Source organism: Gammaproteobacteria bacterium, assembly GCA_009838035.1.
GTDB lineage: Bacteria > Pseudomonadota > Gammaproteobacteria > Steroidobacterales > Foliamicaceae > Foliamicus.
Map to the genome: position 1 here is coordinate 15,447 of VXSK01000015.1, position 17,011 is coordinate 32,457.

13 protein-coding genes and 2 tRNA genes are annotated in these 17,011 nt (G+C 61.7%); 3 read left to right on the forward strand and 12 right to left on the reverse strand.

Features of this window, described 5'->3' with window-relative positions; genetic code table 11:
* Positions 1–35 precede the first annotated feature (35 nt).
* The 6 genes from F4Y72_07505 to F4Y72_07530 form a co-directional block, all read right to left on the reverse strand.
* Positions 36–617 carry a nitroreductase gene (locus F4Y72_07505; GenBank protein ID MXZ28139.1) on the reverse strand — a complete coding sequence of 194 codons (582 nt, stop codon included), beginning with the start codon at positions 615–617 and terminating at the stop codon, positions 36–38.
* Entirely contained in the window at positions 593–1,906 is a 1,314-nt protein-coding gene (locus tag F4Y72_07510) for a dicarboxylate/amino acid:cation symporter (GenBank protein ID MXZ28140.1), read from the reverse strand. Before F4Y72_07510 ends, F4Y72_07505 begins: the two co-directional genes overlap by 25 nt.
* Entirely contained in the window at positions 1,903–3,801 is a 1,899-nt protein-coding gene (locus F4Y72_07515) for a hypothetical protein (protein MXZ28141.1), read from the reverse strand. Before F4Y72_07515 ends, F4Y72_07510 begins: the two co-directional genes overlap by 4 nt.
* A 35-nt stretch (positions 3,802–3,836) precedes the next feature.
* Positions 3,837–3,913 (reverse strand) — tRNA-Asp (locus F4Y72_07520).
* Positions 3,914–3,917: 4 nt separating this feature from the next.
* A tRNA-Val gene (locus F4Y72_07525) sits at positions 3,918–3,990 on the reverse strand.
* 71 nt (positions 3,991–4,061) lie between these two features.
* Complete coding sequence (locus F4Y72_07530; protein ID MXZ28142.1) at positions 4,062–4,334, reverse strand: HU family DNA-binding protein; 273 nt, start codon at positions 4,332–4,334, stop codon at positions 4,062–4,064.
* 112 nt (positions 4,335–4,446) lie between these two features.
* Between F4Y72_07530 and F4Y72_07535 the strand changes: the two genes are divergently transcribed.
* Positions 4,447–5,661, forward strand: a complete 1,215-nt coding sequence (locus tag F4Y72_07535; GenBank protein MXZ28143.1) for a LacI family transcriptional regulator — start codon at positions 4,447–4,449, stop codon at positions 5,659–5,661.
* A gap of 92 nt (positions 5,662–5,753) precedes the next feature.
* The gene (locus F4Y72_07540) at positions 5,754–6,578 is read left to right on the forward strand and encodes a phytanoyl-CoA dioxygenase family protein (GenBank protein MXZ28144.1); all 825 of its coding nucleotides are present in this window, start codon (positions 5,754–5,756) and stop codon (positions 6,576–6,578) included.
* 11 nt (positions 6,579–6,589) lie between these two features.
* Here F4Y72_07540 and F4Y72_07545 read toward each other — a convergent pair whose 3' ends face one another.
* The 4 genes from F4Y72_07545 to F4Y72_07560 all read right to left on the reverse strand — a co-directional run bounded on the left by F4Y72_07545 (position 6,590) and on the right by F4Y72_07560 (position 12,524).
* Positions 6,590–8,197, reverse strand: coding sequence for a sodium/solute symporter (locus F4Y72_07545; protein ID MXZ28145.1), 1,608 nt, complete (start codon positions 8,195–8,197; stop codon positions 6,590–6,592).
* 43 nt (positions 8,198–8,240) lie between these two features.
* Positions 8,241–9,089, reverse strand: a complete 849-nt coding sequence (locus tag F4Y72_07550; GenBank protein ID MXZ28146.1) for a phytanoyl-CoA dioxygenase family protein — start codon at positions 9,087–9,089, stop codon at positions 8,241–8,243.
* A gap of 30 nt (positions 9,090–9,119) precedes the next feature.
* Entirely contained in the window at positions 9,120–10,037 is a 918-nt protein-coding gene (locus F4Y72_07555; GenBank protein ID MXZ28147.1) for an ester cyclase, read from the reverse strand.
* Positions 10,038–10,124: 87 nt separating this feature from the next.
* The gene (locus F4Y72_07560; protein MXZ28148.1) at positions 10,125–12,524 is read right to left on the reverse strand and encodes a TonB-dependent receptor; all 2,400 of its coding nucleotides are present in this window, start codon (positions 12,522–12,524) and stop codon (positions 10,125–10,127) included.
* A 181-nt stretch (positions 12,525–12,705) separates the two neighbouring features.
* Between F4Y72_07560 and F4Y72_07565 the strand changes: the two genes are divergently transcribed.
* A complete protein-coding gene (locus F4Y72_07565) occupies positions 12,706–13,692 on the forward strand; it encodes an ester cyclase (GenBank protein ID MXZ28149.1) in 987 nt (328 codons plus the stop codon).
* A 158-nt stretch (positions 13,693–13,850) separates the two neighbouring features.
* Here the strand turns inward: F4Y72_07565 and F4Y72_07570 are convergent, their stop codons facing one another.
* The gene (locus tag F4Y72_07570; protein ID MXZ28150.1) at positions 13,851–16,286 is read right to left on the reverse strand and encodes an endopeptidase La; all 2,436 of its coding nucleotides are present in this window, start codon (positions 16,284–16,286) and stop codon (positions 13,851–13,853) included.
* Between the two features lie 114 nt (positions 16,287–16,400).
* Positions 16,401–17,011: AAA domain-containing protein (locus F4Y72_07575; GenBank protein MXZ28151.1), on the reverse strand; the 611-nt coding region annotated here is incomplete at its 5' end.

A 17,011-nucleotide genomic window follows, 5' to 3' on the forward strand; every position in this document is an offset into this window, starting at 1 on the left:
ATGGCGAAGGAAGCACGCCCCCATTGGAGGGAGCCCTAGGCGAGTTCGGTGAGGATCTCGCCGACCGGCCGGCGCTTCTGCTCGGGAATGATCCGCGGATAGCCGATCGAGAAAAGGCCCACGACCATTTCGTCGTCCGGGCTCACACCCAGCAATTCGTAGAACCGCTCGTCCCGCGTGACCGCCCCCGTGCTCCACTTGCACGCGACGCCGCCCTCCCACAGGCACAGCATGAAATTCTGTATCGCGCAGCAGCAGGCGCCGTAGTCCTCGCGCTCGCGAAAAGCGTCCTCCGTACGGCGGCAGGTCACCGCCATCCAGTGCGGTACCGCCTCCATAAGCTGGCGCCTCTTTTTCGCCGCACCGGCGCCGCGCTTGGCCAGCGTTAGCTCCGCGGCGATTTCGACGATTTCGCGCCCGGCGGCTGCGCCCAGAAGGAAAAACCGCCAGGGCTCGGTGAGATGGTGGTTCGGAGCCCAGCGCGCCGCGTCCACCGCCGACAGCAGCAGTTCTCGCGGCGGCGCCTCGGGCTTGAACAGGGCGACGGTGCGGCGTTCCCGCACCAGCCGCCGTCCCGGCGGCTCCTCCGGTTTCAGGCCTTGCCGCGAATCCGCCATGGCTTGTCCTGGCCCAGCACCCCGGTCTCTCCTTCCATCCTGGCAATGGTTACGGCGCCGCAACTGTCGCCGAAGACGTTCACGGCGGTCCGCGACATGTCGAGTATGCGGTCAAACACGAATAGCACCCCGATCGCCTCGACCGGCAGGCCCACCGCCCCGAGGATCACCGCGATCGCGACGAATGAAGCCGCCGGGACCCCGGCCACGCCTATGGATGTCAAAAGCGCCGCGAAGACGATCGTGAACTGCACGCCGAAGCCCAGTTCCAGGCCGTAGGCCTGGGCGATGAACATCACGGCAACGCATTCATACAGCGCCGTGCCGTCCATGTTCACGGTGGCGCCCAGCGGCAGAACGAAGCCGGTGGTGCGGCTGGAGACCTTTGCGTTGTCCTCCACGCAACGCATCGTGATCGGCAGCGTGGCCGAAGACGATGCGGTGGAGAACGCGGTCAGCAGCGCCGGCGCCATGGCCCGGTAGTGGCGCAGCGGGTTCACGCGCGCCACGAACGTCAGTATCAGCGGCATCACGAGGAGGAAATGAACCGCCAGGGCCGCCAGCACCGTGATCGAAAAGACCACCAATGGCCGCGCGGCGCCCAGCCCCACATTGGCGACCACCGCAGCGACCAGTCCGAAAACGCCGATCGGGGCAAACCGCATGACGAACCGGGTCACGCCCATCATCGCCTCGAAGCAGGCCTGCACGAAACCCGTGACCTGCTCGCGCCGCCCCTTCACAAGTTGGGAAATGAAGTAGCCGAACAGGATGCAGAAAACGATGACGCCCAGCATCTGGCCTTCGGCGGCGGCCATGACGATGTTCGGCGGAAACATCCGCAGGAACACCTGCGCAACGCCGCCCTCGGCGCCCGCCACGCGCGAGGCCACCTGCTCGGAATTGACCTCGAAATCCAGCAGCGCGCCCACGGCCACCCCGTTGAGGACGCCGGGCTGCACCAGGTTGACGAGGGTCAGTCCCACCAGCACCGCGACCGTGGACGTGGCCAGGTAGTAGAGGACCGTCTTGCCGCCCAGCCGGCCAAGCGATCCCGGCCCGCCCAGGCCGGCGACGCCCGAAATGATCGACGTGGCGATCAGTGGCACGATCAGCATCTTCAGCGCGTTGAGGAACAGCGTACCGATGTAGTCGTAGATGGAGTCGAACGTGACGCCGGGGAACAGTTCCGCGGTTTCGCCGCTGATCAGGCCGGCCACAACTCCGAGTGCGATGCCTGCGAATATCTGCGCGTACAAGGGCCAGCGAAGTGGATTCCATTGGGTCATGGCGTGTCTCCCAGTGTTTCGGGCGCGATCCAGACGCTGGCCCTATCGCGCACGCTGGCGCGATAGGCGTCGAATTCCATCATCCCCTCGCGGTCCTCCAGGTCGGACTTGACTTCGTCGCGCTGATCGCGGGGAATCGTTTCGGGACGCCCGGGAAATACCTCGGAGACCTCAAACAGTGCGTAACGGCCGTCGAGCAGCCTGAGTCCCTCGGCGGAATGCCCGGGCGCGGCCGCGAAAATGGCATTCAGCATTTCCGAGGGGAAGCCGGCGGCATCCCTGCGCATTTCCTGCTCGTCGAATAACTCCACGCCATCTACTCCGGCCAGTTCCGGCAGGTCGCCACCGGCCTGGCGCCGCTCCAGCAACTCCGCTCCCCGGGCCGCGGCGGCCTCCGCGGCCGCGTCGCTGACGAGTATCTCCCGAATGCGATCCGCCACTTCCTCCAGCGGTTGCTGCTCCGATGGCTGATGGCGGGCGGCGCGCAATACGATCGCCCGCTCGGGGTCCAGCTGAAGTATCCGCGAGTTCTCGCCACGATCCAGCACGGTCTCCCCGTAGGCGGTGTCGATCACTCGCCGGTTGCCGACAAACTCTCCCGCGCCCTCGCGGGTAAAGTTCTCGATGGTCTTCAGCGGCAGTTCGAGTTCCTCGGCTATCCAGGCCAGTCCCTCATCGCTTTCCAGCGCCATGTCGGCAAGCCGGTCGGCCAGATCGTAAAAGCGCGTCCGGCTCCGGCGTACCTGAAGATCCGCCAGCACCTCCTCCCTGGCGTCCTCGAACGGCGCTATGTCCCCACCGCGCAAACCGTCCAGGCGAATGATGTGATAGCCGAACTGCGTCTGCACCGGCGCCGTGTATTGGCCGACTTCCTCCAGGCCGAACAGCGCTTCCTCGAACTCCGGAACGAACACGCCGCGCTCGTTCCATCCCAGGTCCCCGCCCAGCGAGGCGGAACCCGGATCCTCGGAAAACTCCCCGGCCAGGGCGGCAAAGTCTTCCCCGGCCTCAAGCCGGGCGACAAGCTCGTTGGCGCGGGCCAGCACTTCATCGTCCCCTTCCGGGCTGGCCGCCAGCAGGATGTGGCTGGACTGGCGCTGCAGGGGGCTTACGAACTGGTCACGATTCTGCTCGTACCATTCAAAGGCGTCCTGCTCGGTGATCTCTTGCTGTCCCGGCAGACTCGCGGCATCGATTTCAATGTACTCCAGATCCAGGGACTCGCGCGTCCAGAAGCCGGATGCGTTCTGCTCGTAATACTCGCTGACCTGTTCGTCGGTCACGGCCGCACCGGCGCGGAAAGCCTCCGGAGAAACGAACAGGCCGCGCACCGCCCGGCTTTCCTGCACCAGTTCGATGTAAAAGCGAAAGTCCACCGGGGTGAAGAAGGCGCTTTCGGCAATGCCCCGGTAAAACTGCTGCTGCGTCATCAGCCCGCGCTGCTGATACTCGAACCAGGTCGGCGACTCGCCGATATTGGCCAGGGCGCTGCGGTACATATCCCTCGAAAACTCCCCGCGGTCGAGAAATGCGGGAACACTCTGAATCACGCTCGCCAGCCGCGCGTCGCTGATCGTAAAGCCGCGCTCTTCGGCATGCGCCTGCATCATGCGCATGTCGATCAGATCGTCGAGCACGAGGGCGCGAAGCTGCTGCTCGAACTCCTCGGGAAGAGCTTCGCCGAACTGTTCTCGCAGCCTGATCTGTTCTTCATCCAGCGTGCGCAGGAACTCGGTCTGCCCGATTTCCACGCCGTCCACGCTGGCCACGGCGGTGCTGGACATGCCCACATTGCCCCGCATGGTGCCGAAAGTCAGCACCAGCGCAAGCCCGATTACACCGAAGATGATGCCGGCAACCCAGCCGCTGAGCCGGTCACGGATTACCTGGAGCATCGGAGCGCGCCAACCCGCCTCAGGACGAGGGTAAGTGGCGGAGTGGACGGGACTCGAACCCGCGACCACCGGATTGACAGCCCGGTATTCTAACCATCTGAACTACCACTCCGCTATGGGTGCTGAGGGGCTTGAACCCCCGACCTTCGCCGTGTAAGAGCGACGCTCTCCCAACTGAGCTAAGCACCCGCCGGCGCCATTACCCTCGCGGAACTCGCCGCAACAGCTGAACGGGGGCAAGCCCCGAAAGCTGGAGGTGGTTAGTTTACGGCATCCCTCAGGGCACGGCCTGCCTTAAATCCGGGAACCGAGGTCGCGGCGATTTGTATCGTCTCTCCGGTACGGGGATTGCGTCCTTGCCGTGCGGCGCGATGCTTGACGCTGAAGGTCCCGAAACCGACCAGAGATACCGAGTCTCCCTGTCCCAAGGCACCGCTGATGGCCCCTAAAACCGCATCCACGGCTCTACCCGCTTCCGCTTTGCCAAGACCCGCAGCCGATGCCACGGCATCCGTAAGTTCCCGTTTGTTCATGCAATTCTCCGTAGGTTTTTGCCCGGATTTACCGGTTCGATACGCACTGGCGGTGTCTATAGGACAATGAAATCCACCCCCAAAATTGGTATAGCGGCACCTAAAACCAGCGATGCCGCCATATCATCCCAACAGCCGGGAAAAAATCCCGGATGACCGGGGATTATGTACTAATCCCCAAGCCGCCGCAATAATACATACTCTTTGCAGCAAGCGCACGCCGCGCCTGCATAAAAACAGGCCTGAACGGCCTTGGGAAGATGAGCTAGACTCGGCAAATTCTATGGCGAACCTGACGAAACAAGCCCGCAAACGAGCCAGGAATCGCGTAACCTCGCATGACGTCGCCAGACTCGCCGGCGTCTCCCAGGCCGCCGTCTCCCGAGTCTATCGCCAGGGGGCAAGCGCATCGGCGGAAATGCGCGAGAAAGTGCGCGAGGCGGCCCGGCAACTCGGGTACCGGCCGAACGCCATCGCCCGGGGCTTGAGTTCCCGGCGTTCGAACATGGTCGCCCTGATCATGCTGCGGCAAACGAACCTGACCTACCCGGATTCGCTTGTGGAAATCTCCTCTTCGTTCTCCGCCAGAGGAATCCAGGTTCTGCTGTTCTCCATCGAAACCTACGACGAACTGGACGACACGGTCGACCGGGTGCTGCAATACCAGGTTGATGGCGTCGTCATCGGCGGCACGTTCAACAGGGCGCAACGCCAGGCTTTCGACGATGCCGGCATCCCCGTGATCTACTACGGACTGGCGCCGCGCGGCGCGCCCTACAGTTGCGTCGACTGCGACAACGGCAAGGGAACCGAGTGGCTGGCGGAAAAATTGCTTTCGGCGGGCCACCGGCGCTTCGGCATCATGGCCGGGCCGAAAAATGGAGCAGTCGCCCGCGTGCGTACGCGGATGCTCGAGGCCGGGCTCCGAGCTGGCGGCGCGGACGATGTCGTGATCGTTCATTGCGGTTACGAATACGAGAACGCGCGGCGCGGTTTCGTCGAGCTTATGCGGACGAACCGACGACTCCCGGACGCGGTGGCCGCGATCACCGACTCGCTCGCAATCGGCAGCATCGACGAAGCGCGCGAGAATTTCGGCCTTGACGTGCCCGGCGACATTTCCATCACCGGATTCGACGGTGTTCGGATCGGCGGGCTCGAGCCCTACAAGTTGACGACCATACGCCTGCCTCGAAAACGGATGGCGGCCGCCGTCGTGGATCTGTTGACCGACCGAATCGAAGACCCGGACCTGTCGCCCGAGGTCCGGCTGTTCACCGGAATTCCCGTGTCAGGCCAGACCGTCCGGAATGCGAATGACGCCTGACCGGGCACTGAAGTTGGTCTGACCAACGGCATATTACGCAACCAATATCGGTAGAATCTCTCCAGCCTGCCCGAGTCTGCATGTAAACGGAAATGTTGACGATGAACACCCGCGCGCTGCTGTCCCAGGAGGATGCCAACAAATACCATGAAGAGGGATTCCTCATCCCCGATATGGCGTTACCTGACGACCTACTGGCGAGAATTCAAAATTCGTACTCGGAGATCGGCACGGTGGACAACATCGTTGACCACGACCATGTGCTTGCTCCTCATGTCGGGAACCACGCCGGTAACGGAGTACCACCACATCTTGCGAGGGATTGGCTGGAATATGCCCACTATCCGCTCATTCTTGATGTTCTGGAGCAACTGATCGGTCCGGACATTCTGCTCTGGAGTTCGGTCCTGTTCGGCAAGCCGGCGCACACGGGAAAACGCGTACCATGGCATCAGGACGCGCCCTACTGGCCGATACGTCCCATGGCTGCCTGTACCGTATGGATCGCAATCGACGACAGCACGCGGGAGAACGGCTGCCTGGAAGTCGTGGCGGGATCACACAAGGCTCAACGAGAGAAGGAACATTCGGCAGCGGTATCGGACGAGGACTTGCTGAACAGAGCCATTGACGAGAAGGACATCAACGAAGATGACATTCGGTTTATTGAATTGAAGGCCGGGCAGTTTTCGATCCACGATGCCTTCCTGGTGCACGGTTCCGATCCGAACCGAACCGATCATCGGCGTGCCGGACTGACTCTTCGGTTCATGCCGGGCACTGCAGTTTATGATCGATCGATCGCAGGCGAATTGGCCGCGGATGAGACAGAGGCATTTGAAACGCGCGCCAGGCCTGTGTTTCTGTGCAGAGGAGCTGACCGGACAGGGCGCAACACAAACGTCATTTGCATATAGCCCGCGCGGTCTCAGATGGCCAGGTGGAACAGATACAGTCCGAACATGAACGCCACGAACCAGCCCAACAAGACGTAACTCAGCGAGTCGATCCGTCCAGGAACCACGTACCATCCGCCCTCTTTTTCCGGAAGCCCTGCGTCGCGGTGTTTCTTGAGCTGTCCGGGCACGCTGTACGGATGCCAGTTCGCCTGTCTACCGTCCAGGATCAAACTCATCGGCCAGGAAACGCCCACGTTGGCCACGGCGCCAATCACGACAAACCAGGGCCAGGAAATGGATGTCGTGGCCGCAACAATCCACACTACCGCGAACCCGGCCACCACACCCGCCAGCAACCCGCGTTCCGTCGTGTGCTTTGAAAAGAAACCCATCCCATACATGGCGAGCTTCGCGCCAACGAAATACGACCCTACTTCCGCCAGGGTTTCCATGATGGATCCCGATGTCCTCGAGAACATCAGTGCGGGCGCGATGATGATCATGGCCCATGCCATCGTGAACCATCGCGACACCGCGAGGTAGTGCGCCGACGACTCGTGCTTGCGAAAGTACTTCTGATAGAAGTCCACCGTCGTCACGGTCGACATTGAATTCAAGGTCGAATCAAGCGTCGACATCGATGCCGCCATAACCGCCGCGGCGATCAGGCCCATGAGCCCCGGCAGCCCGTAGCTGGCGGCAAACTCCAGGATGATCGTGTTGCCGTTTTCGAATTCGCGGCCGGCGAAGTGCGCGTAGAACAGAACGCCAAGCAGCGTGAACGCAAAGTAAATGATCGGCGCCGCGAAACCCATCATCAGGTACGACTTCTTGGCATCGCCGATCGATTTGGCGGCAAGCGTTCGTTGCGCCATCGCCTGATTCACGCCGTACACGGTCGTGTGGTAGAGCGTCATCGCAATAATGCCGGTCCATACAGTCGTCGTGTTCGATACGTCGATACTCCAGTCGAATGGATTCGTCAGCTTTTGTGCCTTCAGTTCGAGCAGCGTGGAGTGCAACGAGTCAGGCGTCTGTGTGATGACCGCATAAGTGATGATGCCTACTCCAAGGAACAGAATCGTTCCCTGTAGCGAGTCGGTCCAGATGACTGCGGTAATGCCGCCCATCACCGTATAAATCAGCGCAATCACCGTCACGATCACGATGGCGTAGACAACGTCGATGCCGGTCACAAAACTCAGCACCAGCGACGTCGCATACAGAATGGCCGCGGCGCTCAGACCTTGCGAAACCAGGAATATTGCAGATATTGTCGATCTCGACTTCGAACCGAAACGCCGCTCCTGGTATTCGTAAATCGATGGGCAGCCGCTGCCATAGAAGAACGGCACGAATAGCGTGATCACAACGACGATTGCGAGCGGAAAATTAACGTTCACCATCATCACGGACATCCCGCCTGTGTACGACCATGCGGGCACACCAAGAAATGACAGCGCACTGACGTACGTTGCTACAACCGAAATACCGATGGCCCACCACGGCGTCGTGCGGCGGCCAACATAGAAATCCTCCGAAGACTTGACTCGGTTACCGATTACAAGGCCGAGCAGGAGATTGGCTGCAACGAAGGAAACCAGGATCGACCAGTTCAGCGTTCCGAAGTCCGTCATCGTTGCGTCCGCGTATTTTTTCGACTATGCACGGCGAAGAGTGCTAGCGCGCAAAGTGATCGGATCGCTTCAGGCCGGACGGCGGAAGTCCGTTGATCATCCCCACCGATATCCCATAGGCGTCGAGGCCAACCAGACGTCGCAGCACAGGTGAAGCGTTCTCCGCGACCTCGGGATCAAGAGAGGCGGTATGGTTCTCCTGGGTACGCATCCAGGGCTGGCAGAAATAGCTGAAGATTCCGCGTCGCAGGGTCCTCGTTCGATTGGATCCGGTTCCGTGCCACAGCCGGCCATCAAAGAAGAACAGGGTCCCCGCCGGCGCCTCAATGGGAACTGCCTCCTTCTCTTCGCCCGGCGCCGGATTGCGGTTCCGTTTGTGGCTTCCCGGAATTGCCAGCGTGGCACCGTTTTCTTCTCGAAAGTCATCCAGCAACCAGCCGCCGTTGCAGACGATCGGGTAGTCGGGCCACGGCTCATGCACGTACCCCTGATCGCAGTGCATAAGCATTGGCGTCCCGCCGTATCCCGCGATGTTCGCGGTCAGGCTGGACAGGAGGAACTGGGGCAGCCCGTCGTTTTCGATGCCGTAGGCCGTTCGATTGCCGAGCAGTTCGCCCGCAAGGTCAAGCGCCAACGGGTGCTCGGCCAGTTCGACAAACTCAGCGCCCCGATTTAGGAGCTGCCACAAGCGCTGGTTAGCGCCGCCCTCGTCCAAGAACGGATGTCCGCTGGCGGTGTCCTCTCCGGCGGTGCGATCAACCGCCGCCTGCAGGCTCGTCAGCTTTGATTCAGTCAGCGCGTCGGCAACGAGGCAATAGCCATGCTCCGCCAGGTCGGCACTCATCTGCGACCGATCGGAGGTTGTTTTCGGCAGAGCATTTGTTGACGTCATGACGAAAACAAACTTACTCTCAATGGCTGGCTACACCGTGGGGTCAGGCCCCCGGACCTGCGCCAGTACATCGACGCCCATCTGGTCCAGCAGGTCCATGTAGTCTAGCAGCACCCAGTTCTCGGCGATCTTACCGTCGGCGCAGCGGTAGAAGTCCATGACCCGGAGCGTCAGTTTGCTTCCGGTAGGCTCGACGCCCAGGTATTCGCCCTTGTGGGTCATCGACATCGCCGGCCAGCCGCCAAGAGCAGCATAGTCGCCGTCACCGAACTCGCAGAACCTGTTGCCTCCCTCGCGATCGGGAAACGCGGTCAGAAACGGAATCCTGTGATCTTTCTGGAATCCGGCCCAGCGGTAACTGGACCCGATCCCGCCCGGGCCATACCACAGCATGTCTTCGTGCCAATAGCCGTTGATACCGGTCTGCTTGGCCGAGGAGTACGTTTCCGGGTCGTATTCGTGCAGGTCGGCAAGCATTGCGTTGATGAGTTGCATGCTGGTTTCACCGCGATCGCGATTGCCCGGCAGCACACCGTCATGCGTTGCCGGACCCGGGTAGAGCATTTCGTTGCCGAGGACATGCGGGATGGGCGACTGTCCCGTCTGGCGCAAGAGGTCGACCAGGTCGAGTATCAGCTTCGCTTCGCCTATGCGACCGTCATCGACACGGTAGAACTCGCCCGATCGCAGCAGTACCAGCCGGTTGTTCGGAGGGATTCCGAACAACGGCGCATTGAAATTACCGACATAGTGGGTAAGGGACGCTATCCATTCGCAACCGTCGTGCCGATTCCGGCTCCCTATGAATATTTCGTCGCGCCGGCGCACACCGTCAAGGGACCGGCGTATGGGCGTCACGAACTCGTTCATGACGGCATCGATTCCGTTCAGGCAATTGAGCGGAAAGCAGACATCCCAAACCACGTCCGGCTGAACGAACGAGCGCATGAACCTGGCGAGTTCATCGCCAGATTGCGCAAATAACCGATTCAGCGATTTCGAGATCGAATCCCGATAGTCGGTCATGGAACAGCGTCAGAAGTTGTAGCTTACGGACAGTCCGTACATGCGCGGCGGCGCGAACTCGCCCCAGACGCTTGCGTCGAACGCCGTGTACTTGGTCAGTACGGATCGGGTGATGACTTCTTCATCGGTCGCGTTCTCGACAAAGGCCTGCGCCCTCCACTGTCCATCCGCCGAGGCCCAGAAAAGCCGGAAATCGAGCATTCCGTAGGCATCCTGATACCCGACGTCGGAGTTGAAATCGTCGTTGAAGTAGCCGTCGCTGTACGCATACTGAATTTGCGGCGTCAGGCTGCCCCTATCACCGAGATCGAAGTCATAACTCGCGACGACGGTCGCCGTGAAGTCGGGAGTTTGCCCGACGTTGTTTCCGCTGAGATCCACCGTGTTCTCTACTGCCGGCATTCCGGGTGCGCCAATCCAGGGGTTTCTTACCACAAAATTGCTGAGTTCGGAATCCATCATCGAGAATGCCACGTCGACACGAGCGTTGGCGGACAGCAACAGCTTCAACTCCGCTTCCAGTCCCGTGACTTCGACTGTTCCGCCGTTCACTCGAATCGTCGACAGGCTGGCGCCGGGAATCTGCACGATCACGTCTTCAATATCATTCCTGAAGAGGGCCACATTTAGTTGCGCCAGGCCATCCCGGAAGCGGGACTTCACGCCGAACTCCCAGGCCGTATTCGTCTGCTCGTCGACCGATTCCTGCGGCGTGCCTGCCTCCAGCGCCGTGTTCAGCCCGCCGGACAGAAAGCCCGTACTGCGGCTGGCGTAAAACATCGTGTCATCGGAGGACGCATATTCGACGCCCAGGCGGGTTGTAACCGCGTCGAAGTCCACACTCAGCGTGCCGTCGGTCAGAGCCTTCTCGTCGCGGGTGCTGCGAACACCCACCGTTGCACGCCACTGATCGCTGAATGCGTAGCTTCCCTGTCCGAAAATGGCCTGCGAATCGACGTCGATGCGGCCGTCGGACCCGACGATCGGGAAAAAGTATCCGGTGAACTCCTGACCATTGTTCGTGTTGTAGAACAGGTCCGCCGCAAAGGCGCCGAAAACCGCCTTGTAGTCATTCGCCGTGGGATGATCGTTTTCGAGGCCCCAAAGGTAAAACTCCTCCAGTTCGTCCTGGAGCCAGAACAGGCCGGCAACCCACTGGTATGGCCCGTCGGTGTTTGACGCCAGTTGGATCTCCTGGCTGAAGTTCTCAAAATCGTCAATCTGGCCCTGAATGCTGCCGAAGGTCGAAAACGTCAGCGTGAGCGTTTCGAACACATCCGACAGATCGCCGTCATAGAACCGCTGGTACTCGACGTCGTTCCGTGCGGTAATCGACTTCAGCACGACGGGGCCGAAGTCGTACTCCACGTTCAGGCTGAACGACTTGTCGTTGGTGTAGACCCATGAATCCGTGTTGAACGCGACTTCGTCGAAGTTCGAAAGTACGGGAAAACCAAGGTCCACGGCACCGCCGGCGTCACCGGGAAAATCAACATCCGCTATACCGTCTCCATTGGGAATGCCCTGAAACGGATAGCTCACGCCGCCGTGCTGTGGCAGCGCGATCCGGCCCGTATCGGGCGTGCGGTACGTGCCCAGGCTTGTATAGCCGTAGGCGCCGGGGCCAATCCCTTCCTGCCGCGCTATCGAGGCGCGGGCGACGATGTCCAGCCTGTCGTTCGGCGTAAACCGCAACGATACGCGCGCGAACTGATCGTCGCGGTCGTACAGGTCCTGACCGGCCGAATTCTTCAGATAACCGTTGGCGTTGTCTATCATGGCCGCGATCCGAACCGCGAACGTATCGGACAGCGGGAAATTGACCGCACCCTCGACTCGCCCGCGCGCATAATTTCCGACATTCACCGCGAGAAACGCGTCGAACTCATCGGTGGGTTCCCTTGAGAAAACCGAGATGGCGCCGCCCAGCGTATTTCGGCCGAACAGCGTGCCTTGCGGCCCGCGCAACACCTCCAGGCGCTCGACGTCAACGAAGTGCGCCATTGCCATGAAGGTCCGGCTCTGGTAGACCTCGTCAACGAAAAACCCGATCGTGGGGTCGCCGGTCGCCTGGATGTTTTCGGTAGAAACGCCGCGAATGCTGGGTCGGGCATCTCCGCCGGACCGGTTGAAAGTGAACCCCGGAGTTATCGCACTCAGTCGCGTGATGTCCTGGATTCCCGATCGCTCAAGTTCCTGGGCCGTCAGCGCCGTGATCGCGATCGGCACATCCTGGACATCCTCGGCCCGTTTCTGTGCCGTTACGACAATTTCCTCCAGTGCAAGGTCGTCCTGCGCGACGGCAGGACTGAAGGACAATACCGTGAGAGCGGCAGCGCTCGCGCCCCACGTCAGGATTCTTCGTGCGGACATTTCTCCTCCCGTTATCGTGTCGGATGAACCCAACATCGCCAGACAGCAATGGCTGTCTGTACTTCGATCTAAAAAACTTTACTCCGATTTGACTACGTAAGCAAGACCTTGGGAGTTTAGCGCCGAGTTGACATGCTTCCGGTTGCGGCACAAAATAGCACACAGTGGGGCGAGAACTGGGTTCGCAAGTCTGCATACGTAGTCACATACTAGTGTCGTGAATGAGTATGTCGACAAATTCGGTGGCGTCCGCGACTACATCCTCGGCATCACGACCGAGATCTGGGAGAAGCGCGGCGTCGGTCCGGCGCTGAGAAAGTACTACGCGGACGATGTCGTCGTCAGGGCGGCCAACGGTATCCTGACCGGCAATAGCAGCATAATCGCTGCGACGCTCCAGACCTTGCATGAGTTTCCGGATCGTCAGCTGATCGGCGAGGATGTGATTGTTAACGGAGACAGCGCGCAAGGGTACCTGTCGTCGCATCGCCTGCTGTCAGTCATGCGCCATACCGGAGACGGCGCCTACGGCAAGGCGACCGGCAAGCTTGTTCGATCCCGCATCATCGCCGAGTGCTGGGTCCTCAACGGTCAGGTTGTCGAGGAATGGCTGGCTCGCGACCAGGGCGCGTTTGCGCGGGGGCTAGGCATGACCGCCGAGCAGCTTGCCCGGCAGCAGGCCGAACAGGACCTCAGGGTCAACGGGAAAGTCAGCAGCTTTACTCCCGCCGACGACGTTGCGGGCGAGTTCGTCCCGAAGATTGAGCGAGGCGATAAAGCGGACGTCTATGCCGCCGGCTGGAGCGAGATCTGGAACGACAAGCACCCGGCAGCCATCGCGTCTCTATACAGCGCCGGAGCCGCAGTCGAGGCGCCCGGTGGCGAATCCGTCAATGGTCATCGGGACCTGGACCGCTTCGTAGTCGGCTACCTCGCATCGTTCCCGGACGCGAAGTTTCGAATCGAGCAACTGATGGTCAACGACGAAGAGGGACAAGCGACGCGGCTGGCAATGCGGTGGTCGATGGACGCGACGCACAGTGGCTGGGGGCGCTTCGGGATGCCCTCCGGAGCGCCCGTCTACATCATGGGCCTGACGCACGCACAGATGGTCGACGGCGTCGTGACGATGGAGTGGATTCTCGTCGACGAAGTCTCGGTCTGGAAGCAGATCATCGCGCACGAGCAGAACACGGCACCCTGAATCCGCCTGTTCCTTCCCCCTTCTTCCGGTAGACGCATAAATCCATCCATGGAGCTTGCTCCGGTGTGCGCGCCAAGCCATTGGCGCGCACTGCCTCCAATACTCCCGGAAGAAGGGGGAAGGAACAGGCTACGGCAGTGGGAGCGCGGCGTGCAGGCTCAGTGGGGGCGAGGTTGATCCGGCGAAGGCGGCGCGGCAGGCGTTGAGGCCGCCGCGGCGGCCTGATCATCGGCAATCGACGCGGCCACCTCGGGCATGTTTTCCAGGGCCAATTTCAGCACTTCGTCAATCCAGCGCACCGACCGGATATCGAGGCTGCGCTTGACGTTGGCCGGGATCTCGGCCAAGTCCTTCACGCACTCCTCCGGAATCAGCACGCGGTCGATGCCGCCCCGGTGCGCGGCCAGCAGTTTTTCCTTCAGCCCGCCGACCGGCAATACCTCGCCGCCGAGCGTTATTTCGCCGGTCATGGCGACGTCGGCGCGCACCGGAATGCCGGTCAGCGCCGACACCAGGGCGGTACACATGCCGATGCCGGCGCTGGGACCATCCTTGGGCGTGGCGCCTTCCGGGACATGCACGTGCAGATCCAGTTCGGACTGAAAGCCCGGATCCAGCCCCAGCGAGGCGGCCCGCGCCCGAACCACGGTCACCGCGGCCTGGATCGATTCCTGCATGACGTCGCCCAGCTTGCCGGTCAGGGTCAGCTTGCCCTTGCCCGGCGCGACCGAGGCTTCGATGCGCAGCAACTCGCCGCCGACCTCCGTCCACGCCAGGCCCTGGGCCTGGCCCACCCGGTTCTGGTTCTCGGCGCGTCCGTAGCGGAACTTGCGCACCCCGAGGTACGGCTCGAGCTGGCGGGGGCCGATGCATATTTCCTTCGGCGAGGGGCGCAGCAACTGCCGCTTGACCACCTTGCGGCATACCCGCGCGATCTCGCGCTCCAGGTTGCGCACACCGGCCTCGCGGGTGTAGTGGCGAATAATGTTGCGCAGGCCGCCGACCGTGAAGCGGAGCTCGTCCTTTCGCACGCCATTGTTCTTCATCTGCTTGGCGATCAGGTAATTGCGCGCGATGGCCAGTTTCTCGTCCTCGGTGTAGCCGGGAATCCGCAGGACTTCCATCCGGTCCAGCAGCGGCGGCGGTATGGCCAGCGTGTTGGCCGTGCAAACGAACATCACGCGCGACAGATCGAAATCGACTTCCAGGTAGTGGTCGTTGAACGTGGAATTCTGTTCCGGGTCCAGCACCTCCAGCAGCGCCGAGGACGGGTCGCCACGAAAGTCCATCGACATCTTGTCCACCTCGTCGAACAGGAACAGCGGGTTGCGCACGCCCGACCGCGCCAGGTTCTGGACAATCTTGCCCGGCAGCGCACCGATGTAGGTGCGACGGTGGCCGCGTATCTCCGCCTCGTCGCGCACACCGCCCAGCGACATGCGCACGAAGGAGCGGTTGGTGGCCCTGGCGATCGAACGGCCCAGGGACGTCTTGCCGACGCCGGGAGGACCGACCAGGCACAGGATGGGCCCCTTCAGCGACCGGACGCGCTTCTGCACGGCCAGGTACTCGAGGATGCGCTCCTTGATCTTCTCCAGCCCGTAATGGTCTTCTTCCAGGATTCGTTCGGCCCGGGCCAGGTCGCCGTTGGTCCGGCGCTGCTTCTTCCAGGGCACCTTCAGCAGCCAGTCCAGGTAGTTGCGCACCACGGTGGCCTCGGCCGACATCGGCGCCATCATCTTGAGCTTGCCCAGTTCGGTCATGGCCTTTTCCTGGGCCTCCTTGGTCATGCCGGCTTCCTTGATCCCCTTTTCGAGCGAGGTAATCTCGTCCGGCGCCTCGTCGAGCTCGCCCAGCTCCTTCTGGATGGCCTTCATCTGCTCGTTCAGGTAGTACTCGCGCTGGCTCTTCTCCATCTGCGTCTTCACGCGGCCGCGAATCTTGCGCTCGATCTTGAGCATGTCGATCTCGCTGCCCATGAGGCCCACGAGGTATTCCATTCGCTTGCCCGGATCGCCGGTCTCCAGCACGACCTGCTTCTTCTCGAGCGCAAGCTGCATGTGCGCGGCGATCGTGTCGGACAGCCTGCCAGTGTCGTCCAGCCCCGACACGCCGGCCAGCGCTTCGGGGGGAACGTTCTTGTGCAGCTTCACGTACGACTCGAACTGGCTCAGCAGCGAGCGGCGCAGCGCCTCCAATTCCTCGGGCTTGTCCTTCCCTGCGGCCTCTTCCGAGATGGTCTCGAACTCCGCGCTGAAGAATTTGCCTGACTTGAGCGAATTGAGGCGCGCGCGCAGGACGCCCTGAACCATCACCTTCACCGTGTTGTCCGGCATCTTCATCATCTGCAGCACGGTCGCAAGCGTGCCTACCCGGTAGATGTCGCGGGCCTGCGGTTCGTCCACTTCCGGCTTCCGCTGCGCGACCAGCAGGATCTCCTTGCCCACGGCCATCGCGTTTTCCAGCGCCAGGATCGAGGGCTTGCGGCCCACGAACAGCGGAACGACCATGTGCGGGTACACGACCACGTCGCGCAGCGGCAGAACTGCCAGTCGGCGCGGCACGGCCAGGTCGGTGCTGGTGTCGTCGCTCATGGTGTTACCTCGATATGGGGCTGGCCGGCGTCAAACCCAACCCCGGACGCATCGCCGGTGATTCGGCCGGTTTCCTGCCCCGCAACTGATTTCGCAATGCCGCGAGGGAGAAGACTAGCCATCCGATCCCGTGGCCCTCTCGTATTCCTCGGGCGGCTTCAGGGCCAGCGGTTCGTCGGTCTCGTACACCACCAGCGGCTTGTTCTGGCCCATGATCGCCCCGCGATCGAGTACAACGCGGCGGGCATTCTTCAGCGAAGGAAGGTCGAACATCGTGTCCAGCAGCACGTCCTCGAGGATGGTGCGCAAACCGCGCGCGCCGGTCTTCCTTTCCATGGCCCGCTCGGCAATGGCCTGGAGGGCGCCCTCGTGAAATTCGAGTTCGCAGTTCTCCATTTCGAACAGCACGCGGTACTGCTTGGTCAGCGCGTTCTTCGGCTCGACCAGAATGGCCATCAGCGCATCGAGGTCCAGCGGATAAAGCGTGGCCACCAGCGGCAGCCGCCCAACAAATTCGGGTATCAGCCCGTAGCGGATCAGGTCCTCGGGCTCCACGTGCGAAAGCACGTCGCCCAGGCGCTGGCTTTCGTCCTCGCCCCAGACTTCGGCGGTGAAGCCGATACCGCTGCGTTCGGTCCGGTTGCGGATGATGGCGTCCAGCCCGGCGAACGCGCCGCCGCAGATGAACAGGATGTTCGAGGTATCCACCTGCAGGAATTCCTGCT